The 11,627-nt window shown below is 67.5% G+C and carries 10 protein-coding genes; 6 read left to right on the forward strand and 4 right to left on the reverse strand.

The features are described from left to right. Positions 1-35 precede the first annotated feature (35 nt). Positions 36-1,259, forward strand: a complete 1,224-nt coding sequence (locus ACGWYJ_RS25510; protein ID WP_395108865.1) for a restriction endonuclease subunit S — start codon at positions 36-38, stop codon at positions 1,257-1,259. A 55-nt stretch (positions 1,260-1,314) separates the two neighbouring features. Here ACGWYJ_RS25510 and ACGWYJ_RS25515 read toward each other — a convergent pair whose 3' ends face one another. Genes ACGWYJ_RS25515 through ACGWYJ_RS25525 form a run of 3 tightly spaced genes read right to left on the reverse strand, consistent with a single transcriptional unit; the run spans position 1,315 to position 2,652 of the window. Beyond that, on the reverse strand, positions 1,315-1,557 hold the full coding sequence (locus ACGWYJ_RS25515; RefSeq protein ID WP_395108851.1) for a DUF397 domain-containing protein: 243 nt from the start codon (positions 1,555-1,557) through the stop codon (positions 1,315-1,317). After that, complete coding sequence (locus ACGWYJ_RS25520) at positions 1,526-1,702, reverse strand: DUF397 domain-containing protein (protein WP_395108852.1); 177 nt, start codon at positions 1,700-1,702, stop codon at positions 1,526-1,528. The genes ACGWYJ_RS25515 and ACGWYJ_RS25520 overlap by 32 nt, the downstream gene beginning before the upstream one ends. After that, positions 1,690-2,652, reverse strand: coding sequence for a Scr1 family TA system antitoxin-like transcriptional regulator (locus tag ACGWYJ_RS25525; RefSeq protein ID WP_395108853.1), 963 nt, complete (start codon positions 2,650-2,652; stop codon positions 1,690-1,692). The genes ACGWYJ_RS25520 and ACGWYJ_RS25525 overlap by 13 nt, the downstream gene beginning before the upstream one ends. On the opposite strand from ACGWYJ_RS25525, the gene ACGWYJ_RS25530 reads away from it, so the two are divergent. The 3 genes from ACGWYJ_RS25530 (at position 2,651) to ACGWYJ_RS25540 (ending at position 8,730) form a co-directional block, all read left to right on the forward strand. Continuing rightward, positions 2,651-3,022, forward strand: coding sequence for an ATP-binding protein (locus ACGWYJ_RS25530; protein WP_395108854.1), 372 nt, complete (start codon positions 2,651-2,653; stop codon positions 3,020-3,022). The genes ACGWYJ_RS25525 and ACGWYJ_RS25530 overlap by 2 nt on opposite strands. Positions 3,023-3,999: 977 nt before the next feature. Then, a complete protein-coding gene (locus ACGWYJ_RS25535; RefSeq protein WP_395108855.1) occupies positions 4,000-7,113 on the forward strand; it encodes a type I restriction endonuclease subunit R in 3,114 nt (1,037 codons plus the stop codon). 6 nt (positions 7,114-7,119) lie between these two features. Further along, a complete protein-coding gene (locus ACGWYJ_RS25540) occupies positions 7,120-8,730 on the forward strand; it encodes a protein kinase (protein ID WP_395108856.1) in 1,611 nt (536 codons plus the stop codon). Here the strand turns inward: ACGWYJ_RS25540 and ACGWYJ_RS25545 are convergent. Next, positions 8,723-9,622, reverse strand: a complete 900-nt coding sequence (locus tag ACGWYJ_RS25545) for a hypothetical protein (RefSeq protein ID WP_395108857.1) — start codon at positions 9,620-9,622, stop codon at positions 8,723-8,725. The genes ACGWYJ_RS25540 and ACGWYJ_RS25545 overlap by 8 nt on opposite strands. 45 nt (positions 9,623-9,667) lie before the next feature. Between ACGWYJ_RS25545 and ACGWYJ_RS25550 the strand changes: the two genes are divergently transcribed. Further along, on the forward strand, positions 9,668-10,504 hold the full coding sequence (locus ACGWYJ_RS25550; RefSeq protein WP_395108858.1) for a 2,3,4,5-tetrahydropyridine-2,6-dicarboxylate N-succinyltransferase: 837 nt from the start codon (positions 9,668-9,670) through the stop codon (positions 10,502-10,504). 153 nt (positions 10,505-10,657) lie between these two features. Then, on the forward strand, positions 10,658-11,627 hold a 970-nt coding region (locus ACGWYJ_RS25555; RefSeq protein WP_395108859.1), incomplete at its 3' end, for a B12-binding domain-containing radical SAM protein.

The following is an 11,627-nucleotide window of genomic DNA, read 5'->3' on the forward strand; positions in this document are numbered from 1 at the left end:
GCCGATCTGATACACCGATTAAGCGTGTAGCCAGGGTGCGGTACGGCTTGGCGCAGCCCCCGCAGTCCTCTACTAGCGGTGTCCCGATCCTGAGGGCCACTAATATTTATAGAGGATCTATTCGTTCTGAGGGGTTGATCTACTCCGCTCTTGAAGATATCCCACTTGATCGCGCGCCACTGTTGGAGGCGGGCGAGATCTTGGTTGTCCGAAGCGGTGCATATACCGGAGATTCTGCTCTGGTAACCCCCGAATGGGAGGGTGCAGCTCCTGGATATGACCTGAGAATCACTCCTGAACACGTGGAGCCGAGGTACTTGGCCTTCGCTCTCCTCAGCGCGCCCGTTCTGCATCAGATAGAGGTCGCAAGTAGCCGGGCGGCTCAGTCTCACTTGAATGCGGAAGAGCTTGGCGAGGTAAGAGTATGCCTTCCTCCATTGGAGGAGCAGCGGCGGATCGCGGACTTCCTCGAGGGTGAAACCGTCAGGCTAAAAAAATTGAGAGCGATGGCTTTGCGGCTCCGCGATCTACTGCAGGCTCGTCGCAAGGCCGTGATCTTCGCGCTGGTGACCGGGGCTGATTGGTCGTCGAAGGTGAGTTCTGGGCTGCCATGGGTTGAGTCAATCCCTGCGCACTGGAGATCTGCTAAAATCAACTATTTTGCCAGAATGGGAAGTGGTCACACGCCGAGTCGAAATCGGCCAGAATGGTGGATCAACCCGGAGTTTTGCTGGATTACCACGGGCGAGGTTGCTCAGGTTCGTGATGATCGGGCCGAGGTGATCACGGAAACGAGGGAGCGGATCAGTAAAGCTGGCCTAGAGAATAGCTCAGCTGAACTCCATCCGGCGGGAACGGTCGTGCTGTGCAGGACGGCGTCCGCTGGATATTCGGCAGTGATGGGCAGCCAGATGGCCACGAGCCAAGACTTTGTGACTTGGACCTGTGGGGAAGAACTAGATCCATTCTACTTGTTGTGGTGCCTCCGGGCAATGAGAGATGATCTTCTTGGGAGGCTGGCCACCGGATCGACTCATAAGACGATTTATGTGCCAGACCTGCAAATGTTGAAGATTCCGGTTCCGCCCATAAGCGAGCAACAGAAAATCGTGGCTCGCATTCGCGCCAGCAACGCCGAAATAGATGCTCTCCTGGATTTGGTTGACAAGCAGCTGAAACTCCTGGAGGAGCGGCGGCGGGCGTTGATTACGGCGGCGGTTACGGGGCAGTTGGATGTGACCACTGCACGAGGGGCCTAAGGATCAGTAGGCAACACCCCCGGACCGCGGCCGGGGGTGTTGTGGTATTGGGAGGTTACTTCTTGGTGCGAATTATCAGGGCTGCGAACGCGCTGTGGTCCAAGTGCAGCTTCGGCCCGTCCGCATCCTTGCTATCGCGGACGACGACCTGTGTTCCGTTGCGGGCCACTTCAACACAACCCCCGCCAGAACTGCCGCTGTAGCTTGACTTTTGCCACCCCGAATTGTCCAAAGCCCTCCTTTGTGGTTGATAGGGGCTGAGTGGTCTACTTTTTGGCGTGTGCCAAGAGGGCAGCAAACGTGTTGTGGTCCAAGTGCAGCTTCGGGCCGTGTGGGTCCTTGCTGTCGCGCACGGCGATCTTAGCTCCGTTGCGGGCTACCTCGACACAGGACCCGCCCGAGCTGTCGCTGTAGGTGGCCTTACGCCACGTCAAATTTTCCAATGTTCCTCTTTAGTGCGATGAATAAGATCGATACTCATGCCGACTGGTAGTGCCTGCGCGCGTATCGCCGAAAAACGCTGTTCTAGCGTGGCAACATCCTTGTGCGCGTCGAGAATCATTCCACGCGCTGACGTCTCCACGTAGCCGACTTCGACACCCCTGGCGAGCTTGGCGAGCATGAACTCACCTGCGTTGCCGGGGTGGATCTGTCCGTTGGGGACGACCTGGATGCTTACGTGCGGTGAAGCGGCATCACAAAGTCGTTCGAGTTGTGGTCGCATCACCTCCGCGCCGCCCACGTCGTACCACAGGACGCACTCGGGGAGAAGATACACAAGGCTTGGGGGGTTCGCCTTGGTGAGGATGGTTTGCCGGGCCATGCGCGCGTCGACCAGCGCGTTGTCGCCGTTCAGGAGCTTTCCCGCGTAGTCCTCCGTTTGGAAGAGCCCGTGGACCACGGACGGGTTGTAGACGCAGAGAGCTTCCGACTCGTCCTCGATGATCGGCCACTCGACGAACCACTCGGGGACGGGGTTGCCGGGGCGGCGGGAGAACAGGCCGTCCCACAGGTGGACCAGGGCCTCCCTGGTGTCCAGGATCGCGTCGCAGGCTATGGCGAAGCCGCGTTCGCAGCCGGACTCGGCGCGTTCGACCGCGCCGATGAAGCTGGGGGAGTAGTTGATCTGCTCCGCGAGCTGGGCGATGGACAGCCCCATCATCTCGCGGTAGCGGCGGACCTCGGACCCGAACAGGTGGGCCGCGCCGTCGCTGGGGGTCAGCCGCTTGGGGGGTTGCGGCACTGCATCCTCCTCATGACCAGTGGATGACCAGAGATCACCAGTGCCCGCCATTGATGGCCGGACTTTGACCCGGTGCGCTCGTTCTTTCTTACCAAGAATCACGCTCGGCGCCAGAGTAAGCGTAAGAACGGCGGAAAGGAAACGCTTCATGTCCGATTTGCTTGTTTTGAAGGCATTGCCGCAGGCGATCAAGGAGGCCCGGGATTTCGTGGCCTGCGTGGCGGGCAGGCACGGTCTCGACGACTACATCCCGCGGCTGGTGGCGAGCGAGCTGGTGACCAATGCGTGGCGGCATTCCTCAAAACAGCAGGACATCGTCCTGCGTGCCTTTCTGGCAGAGGACGCGCCGGTTCGTTTGATCATCGAGGTGTGGGACGCCGACCCACGGCCGCCCGTCCTGTGCGCCCCTGGTGAGTCGGACGAGTACGGCCGCGGGATTCTGCTGCTGTCCAGCGTCGTCGTCCGATGGGGCACCCGCCCGTCCGCCGGAGGCAAGGTCGTCTTCGCCGAGGTGGCGTGAGACGGGTGGCGCGTCCGGACTTTCCGGCCGTCACCCAGTTGCTCCGGTGGTTCGGCCTGGATCGGCACGCGGAGGCGGTCCCTCATCACCGAGTTGATGCCGAGCGCCATCAAGGCCGGCCGTCTTCCGAACATCGTCCGCGCGCCGGACGCCGCGGCCCGACCCGGCGCGAGCCGGATTCCACCCCTTGGGCGTCAGGTCCGGGTGGCGCGGTACTGGCGTCGCCTGTTCAGGGCATCCCTCCGGGTCGCCCGGATGGTCTGGGGTCTGGACAGCGCGAACCTGACCGACGTCCAGCCGTGTGATGGCTGAACCTCCACCACAGCCTCGGCGTTCTCAGAAGCGGAACGTTCAACGGTCACGTCCACGGGTGCGTTTCTCCCCGCCGAGGCTCGGGGTGTGGACCCGTCCGCCTCGCCCGCGTCGGACGGATCTCCTGCTCGCGCTCGCCGCCGTTGTCATCCGCCTCGTTCACCGCTTGGGCGGGGTCCGGTCTCCAGTGCCTTCGAGGTTCGGACCGCCCGGGTCGGCCGGCTTCCGCGTGCAGCCAGACCTGGCGGCTTGACCAGGCGTGTCCTCGCCGCCCTCCGTCTCACCGGCGGCAAGCGACGGTTGTCGACTCGTACCGGGGCCATGCCGCATGCTCCGCCCTGCCCTCGGCGAAGCCTGTATGCCCGCTGGCCCGATCGTCGTCCCGACCTTCCGAGAACCCGTCAGTGGCAAGCGCCGTCTCCCCGGGATACCTCATCCGCCAGAGGCCGGGCCGTATGGCCGGGTCAGGACGGCCCGACGGCTGATGTCCCCAACGAGCGGGCCACTCGGCGTGCCACGACCCCGCCCTGCCCGTGACCCGACCTTGTTCGCCGGACTGGTCGTTAACGATGTCAACATTCGTAAACCCATAGCCATTCGCTCACAGTTGGCCTACTCTGGCGTTCTGCTGGTCCAGCGTGTCGGCTGAGGGGGACCCTGTGGGTGTGAAGGTCTACCGGGAGAAGACGTTCGAGCGCACCGTCGAGATGGCGCTGCGGGAGCACGGGTGGGAGCCGGGGAGGCGGGAGAACTACGATCCCGAGCTCGGGCTCGACGTCACCGGACTCGCGGCGTTCATCGAACGCACCCAGGCCAAGGAGTGGGAACGGCTGCGGGCGGCCTACGGGGAGGACCCGGTGAAGCCGTTCGCGCGGCTGGTGGCTCGTGAGATCGACAAGCGGGGCGCGCTGGACGTCCTGCGGCAGGGCGTCAAGGACAAGGGCATCCGGTTCCGGCTCGCCTACTTCCGGCCCGCGCACACGCTGGCGGCCGGGGCGCTGGACGAGTACAACGCCAACCGGCTCGTGGTGACGCGGCAGCTGCACTACTCGGCCAAGGACCCCTTGAACTCGGTCGACCTGGCGTTCTTCGTCAACGGCGTCCCCGTGGCCTCGGCCGAGCTGAAGAACCCGCTGACGCGGCAGACCGTGGCGGACGCGCGCAGGCAGTACCGGGACCGCGATCCCAAAGAGCTCTTCTTCGCCCGGCGGACCCTCGTTCACTTCGCGGTGGATCCGGACCTGGTCTTCCTCACGACCAGGCTGGCCGGGAACAAGACGCGGTTCCTGCCGTTCAACACCGGCTCCAGCGGGCCCGGCCGCTCGGGAGGCGCGGGCAACCCGCCGCCGGGCGACTCCGGCTACCGGACGTCCTACCTGTGGGAGCAGGTGTTCCAGCGCGACGACTTCCTCGAACTGCTCCAGCAGTTCCTGCATGTCGAGGACCCTGACGCGAAGGCGGGCAAGAACCCGTCCTTCAAGCCGTTCGCCGCGCACACGCAGCCGCTGATCTTCCCGCGCTTCCACCAGTGGCACGCGGTGAAGTCGTTGACCGCCGACGCCCGTGCGCGGGGCGCGGGAGAGAACTACCTGGTCGAGCACTCCGCCGGGTCCGGCAAGTCCAACACCATCGCCTGGCTCGCGCACCGGCTGTCCACGCTGCACGACGACGCCAACGAGCCGGTGTTCGACAAGGTGGTGGTGCTCACCGACCGGCTCGTCCTGGACAAGCAGCTCCAGGACACGATCTACCAGTTCGAGCAGGTCCAGGGTGTGGTGGAGCGTATCGACACCGACTCGGCACAGCTCGCCGAGGCGCTCACCGGGGAGCGGGCGCGGATCGTGATCACCACCCAGCAGAAGTTCCCCTACGTGCTGGACAAGGTGCGCGGCCTGTCCGCCCGCAAGTACGCGGTCATCATCGATGAGGCGCACTCGTCCCAGGGCGGCGAGGACAACGCGGCGCTGAAGAAGGCCCTCGGGTCCCGGACCGTGGACGAGTCGGGCGACCCCCTCACCTCGGCCGCGCTGGCCCGGGGGAAGCAGCCGAACCTGTCGGTGTTCGCGTTCACCGCCACGCCCAAGGCCAAGACGCTGGAGCTGTTCGGCCGCAAGAACCCCGAGACGGGCAAGAACGAGCCGGTCCACGTCTACTCGATGCGGCAGGCGATCGACGAGGGTTTCATCCTCGACGTCCTGCGCAACTACGTCACCTACGCCACCTACTTCCAGCTGTCACGGGATGCCGCCGACGAGGCGGAGAAGATGGTCGACCCCCGCAAGGCCAAGGCGCAGATCGTGCGGGCCGCGCTGTGGTCGGAGGCGTCCATCGCGCTGCGCGCGAAGATCATCGTGGACCACTTCCGGTCGCACACCGCTCCGAAGCTGGGCGGACGGGCCAAGGCGATGGTGGTGACGTCGCTGCGGGCCGACGCCGTCCGGCTCTACCAGGCGATCCGCACCTATGCGGACGAACACGGATTCACCGACTGCGGCGCGCTGGTCGCGTTCTCCGGCGCGCTGCGCCTGGAGAAGAACGGCCCCGAGTACACCGAGTCCAAACTGAACGGTTTCCCGGAGCGGGAACTGCCGGCCAGGTTCGCCTACACACGTGCCGACGACAAGCGCGGCACCGGGCAACCGGAGTACCGCATCCTCGTCGTCGCGGAGAAGTACCAGACCGGCTTCGACCAGCCGCTCCTCACCACGATGTACGTGGCCAAGCCGCTCGCCGGCGTCGCGGCCGTCCAGACCCTGTCACGGCTCAACCGCACGCACCCGCGCAAGACCCAGGACGACCTGTGCGTCATGGACTTCGCGAACAAGGCGGAGGACATCCAGAAACACTTCGAGCCGTTCTACGAGACGACGATCACCGAGCCGACCGACCCCAACCTGCTGTACGACATGCAGCGGGAGGTGCTGGCCTACCGGCTCCTCGTCGAGTCGGAGATGCGGGCGTTCTTCGAGGCGCTCAGCGCCGCCGAGGCCGCCGCGTCCACCGAGGACGACCTGATCAAGGCGCACGGCAAGCTGTACCGGTGGGTCCAGCCCGCCGTGGACAGGTTCGCCGCGCTCGCCGCCGACGAGCCCGACAAGGCCGAGGCGTTCCGCTCGGCGCTGCGCGGCTTCGTCCGGGCCTACGCCTTCCTCGCACAGGTGATCGGCTACAACGACACCGACCTGGAACTGCTGTACCAATATGGCCGGTTCCTGCTCAACCGGCTGCCGCCGCGCGGCCAGGACCCCGCCGTCGACATCGGTGACATCGAGCCCACCCATCTGAAGATCGAGAAATCCGGCGAGCACGACCTGCGGCTGCGTCCCGGGGTGGACGGGGAGGTCCACGGCCTGCTGGGCGGAGCGTCCGGCGCGGCCGACGATCCCGACAAGCTGACCCTCGCCGAGCTGATCGACCTGATCAACGAGGAGTACGGGGCGGGACTGTCCACCGCCGAGAAGATCACGGTCGGCCAGTTCGTGGTGAAGGTCGCCGAGGACCCCGAGCTGGCGGCGGTCGCGTTGAACAACGACCAGGAGACCTTCGGCAGGGAGGTCGACAAGGACGCCGACCGCATCATGATCGATCTCGTGGAGGACAACCAGCAGACGGCGTTCCGCTACTTCGGCGAGGAGCCCGTCAACCGGCTGTTCAAGGAGGTCGCCAAGCGGCAGGCGTACGAGATGATTCGCCGTCCGGCGCGGCGGGAGGCCGAGCGCCGCGCGATGGCGGAACGGCTGGGCGAGATCCGCCGGGACCGCGAGGGCCGCCGTGAGTAGCGGGAGATGACCATGGGCGAGGCCGACGAGGCCGACGAGATCGGCGGGCGCGTGCTGGCCGGACGGTACCGGCTGCGCGCCCCGCTCGCCAAAGGCGGCATGGGCGAGGTCTGGGAGGCCTACGACGAACGGCTCGCCGGGCGGCGCGTCGTCGTCAAGCTCATGCTGGACGGTGGCTCCGGCGCGGGGGCCACCGCGGCCGAGGACCTGCGGGTCCGTCGCGAGCGGTTCCTGCGCGAGGTCAGGACCACCGCCGCGATCGAGCATCTCGGCGTCCCCGCGGTGTTCGACGCCGACATCGACGCCCGCACCGGCCGCCCGTACATCGCCTTGCAGATGCTCCACGGCCGGGAACTGCAAACCCTGATCGACGAGACCGACCACGCCGCCGAACCCCTGGACGTGGCGCGGGCCGCGGCGATCGGCGCGCAGATCGCGTCCGTGCTGGACGAGGTGCACCGGCACGACGTCGTCCACCGGGACATCAAGCCCGCCAACCTCATGCTGACGCCCGGCGGGATCGTCAAGGTGCTGGACTTCGGCGTCGCGGCGCTGCTCGGCTCGGGCGCCCATCCGCGGCTGACCCGGTTCGGCACGACCGTCGGCACGCCGCCCTACATGTCACCGGAACAGGCGCTCGGGAACACCGTCGGCCCCACCTCGGACGTGTACGCCCTCGCCTGCGTCCTGTACGCGGTTCTCACCGGACGCCCGCCGTTCCGCGAAACCGCGGGACGCTCCTACCAGTGGCATCACGTCCACGCGGAGCCTGAGCCGATCACCTCCGCGCGGCCGGACGTCCCGGACGAGATCGAGTCGCTGCTGCTGGACATGCTGCGGAAGGAGCCGGAGGACCGGCCCCAGGCCGCCGAGGTGTACGAGCGGCTGTTGCCCTCCGCGTCCCGTCCGGCGGCCCCGGGATTCCCTGCCGACATCGCCGAACTCGACCCGTGCCTGCCCTTCGTGCGTCCGCTGGGCGGTCGCGTGCGAAGGAGACGCACCGCGTCGCCCGCCCCTCCCAGCGGGACGGCCGCCCCCGGACCGGCGATCACCGAGGACGAGGTCACCGAGATCGGCGAGCGGGCGCAGCGCCTGATCGACGCCGGACTGTCCGTGGAGGCGCTGGACCTGCTCGAAACGGCGCTGGCGCGGGCGCAGGATCCAAGACTGATCTATGAGCTGTCCCACATGCTGGCCATGGCACGGTACTTCGCCGGCGCCTACCGGGAGGCGGCGGCCCTGTTCGCCGATCTGGGCTCGCTGGCCGTCGTCCGCTACGGACCCGACGACCCGGACGTTCCGCTGGCCCGTTACTACGTGGCGAAGTGCCGCGACGAACTGGGCGACATCAACGGGGCGGTCGAGGCGTTCACCGACGTTGCCGAGGTGACCTTCGACCCGTCCGACGAAAAGGCCGCCGACCGGCACCTGGACGCGCTTTCCTCCCTCATGCGGCTGTACGCGGTGACCAGGCGCCCGGACAGGCTCCACCGGACGGCCGAGCGCCTGCGCGAGGCGATCAGGCTGTACCGCCCGGACGACGCGGAGGCCATGCTCGCCGAGCTGGAGGCATACCTGGCCCGCCTGACCCGGTGGCTCGATGGCGGGACTACTTGATCAGGACGCGGTCGGTGGGGGCGGTCTTGTCCTCCTGCCAGCCATCGTGGCCCTTGTCGGCGGTCCAGCGTTTGCGGGCGTGGCGGATCTCCGTGAGGCCGTACGGCTGGGCGTGGGTGACGGCCCACAGGGCGACCGCCCATCCGGTCCGGGTGCTGGTGACGCGGACCGCGTCCACGGAGGGCTTGGTGGCGGTCACCGCCCGGTTCTCGTTCGTGCGCAACATGGCCAGGGGCGACTCGACCTGGAGGCGTGCGCCGAAGTTGCGGCGCATCTCGCGCAGCGCCTCGGGACGGCGGGGCGCGGTCCTGTCGTCGGGCGGGTACCAGCAGTGCACCGCGGCCCCCTGGCGTCCCGTGAAGGCGCGGGCCAGGATCTTGCCGTCGGGCTCGTGCCGGGCGTAGGCGGTGCCGTCCGCGCTGCGCTGCACCTTCTGCGCCGCGTCGTGCAGGTCGCGGTCGAGGTAGTCCTTCACCTTGACCAGGGCGTCGAAGAACTTGCTCGTGGACTGGACGGGGTCGCGCAGCTTCTCCGGGCTGCCCCAGCCCTGCGAGGGACGCTGCTGGAACATGCCCACCGAGTCGCGGTCGCCGCCCGGCAGGTTCCGCAGGTGCGACTCCTGTATCGCGGTCGCGTACGCGATGACGGCGGCCCGTTCGGGCAGGTTCTTGCGGAACGCCACCGCGGCGATGGTGGCGGAGTTGGCGGCCTGCTCCAGATCGAGCGGCTTGCTGCCAAGGGTGGTCCGCACCGTGCAGCCCGACCCGTAGACGAACGGGCGGACCCGGTGCAGCAAGGCGTACACGCCGACACCGATCGCCACGACGATCACCAGCGCCACGGCGGTCCACCGCCAGGGATGCCGCCCGCTCAACCTCGCCGATGCAGCCACGCCGACGACGGTACCGGGAGACGGGCCCGGATAAGCTCAGTGTCCATGACCGAAACGTTCACCAGCCCGATCTCCGGCACCATCGACGAGCTCTGGGAGCGCCGGGCCGAGCTGTCGCCCGATGACACCGACGCGCGCGCCGCCATCGTCGCGGCCGTGGACCAGCTCGACGCCGGCGAGGCCCGGGTCGCGTTCGTCGATCCCGCGACCGACGAGGTCGTGGTGGACGAGCGCGCCAAGCGGGCGATCCTGCTGAGCTTCAAGGTGCTCGGCATGGTGCGTTCCCAGGTCGGCGACTTCCAGTACCACGACCGCATCCCGCTGAAGACCCGGCTGGACGGCGTCCGCGTGGTGCCGGGGGCGATCGCCCGCTGGGGCGCGCACCTCGCGCCCGGCGTCGTGCTGATGCCCTCGTTCACCAACATCGGCGCCTACGTCGACTCCGGGACGATGGTCGACACCTGGGCCACCGTCGGGTCGTGCGCCCAGATCGGCAAGAACGTCCACCTGTCCGGCGGCGTGGGCATCGGCGGCGTGCTGGAGCCGCCCAACGCCGTCCCGGTCGTGGTGGGGGACGAGGCGATGATCGGCAGCCGGTCCATGATCGTGGACGGCGCCCGGGTCGGGACCGGCGCCGTGCTGGCCTCCGGCACCAACCTGACCGCCACCATGCCGGTCATCGACGTGGAGACGGGCGAGGAGATCAGCCGCGGCCGCATCCCCGACTGGTGCGTGGCCGTCGGCGGCACCCGCTTCAAGGAGTTCAAGGGCGGCACGTTCGGCCTCCCCGCGGTGCTCATCCTCAAGCGCCTCGAAGAAGGCCAGCGCCACGACAAGACCGCCCTCAACGAAATCCTCCGCGACCACGGCATCAACACCTGACCCGACCCAAAGGCCCGTGGCCCATCGCCACGGGCCTCTTGACCATCTGTGTCGTTGGCCACTGACGGCGGTGCCCGACGCGTCTAGCGTTCCCTTCAAACGCGGCGGGGGCACGCGGCAGCGCTCTGAAGGCTCGCCCACGGGACGGCGCAGATGCTGGATCTCCTGCTGGTCAACAGCCCCATCCATGACTACTCGCGTTACCCCCGGTACGTCTCGTCCTACTCCACCCCCGTCGGTCTGCTGTATGTGGCGACGGCGGCGCGGGAGGCGGGCTTCGCGGTGGCGGTCCTGGACGCGGAGGAGCGGCAGCTGACCCCCGCCGAGATCGCGGCGGAGATCGAGCGCCGCGAGCCCAGGGTGGCCGGCCTCAACGCGTTCTCGGTGAACCTCGCGATCGCCGAGGAGATCGCCGACCGCGTCGCGCCGTCCATCGAGATCGTCGCGGGCGGGCCGCACGTGTCCTCGATGCCTCCCGGGCATTTCGCCAAGCGGCTGAACCGGGCCAGGATCCTGGTGCGCGGCGACGGTGAACGGACGATCGTCGACATCCTGCGCGGCGCTCACCCGCTGACCATTCCAGGGGTCTACTTCCGGGACGGGATCGGCGACGTCGTCCCGACCCGCCAGGAGCCGCCTCTGGACCTCGACGCGCTTCCCGTTCCGGACCGGACGTTTCTCGCGACCGAGCCCTACCTGCGGGACGGACGGCGCTGGATGGACATCTCCATCAGCCGCGGCTGCGTGTTCGCGTGCGCGTTCTGCGCCGGGAGCTGCCGCAGCAACGGCACCACCTACAGGCGCCGATCGCTGGGATCCGTACGTGCGGAGATCCACCACCTGCTCGCGAAGTACCGGATCGAGGGCCTGCAGATAGTGGACGATCTCCCGTTCGACGGCACGGCACGGCTTGAGGAGTTCCTGGATCTCGTCGAACGCGACCGGATCGCGGTGCAATGGGAGATCAACTTCCCGCTGCAGTTCCTGCGGCGGCTGTCCACCACGACGATCGGCCGGCTGGCCCGGGCGGGAGTCGTCCGGCTGTCCTTCGGCATCGAGTCCGGATCCTTCGAGACGCGCCGCGCGATGGGCAAGCTCAGCCTCAATCCACCGAGGGTTTTTC

Origin of the sequence: Actinomadura sp. SCN-SB (genome assembly GCF_043906805.1) — a bacterium.
Taxonomy (GTDB): Bacteria; Actinomycetota; Actinomycetes; order Streptosporangiales; family Streptosporangiaceae; genus Spirillospora.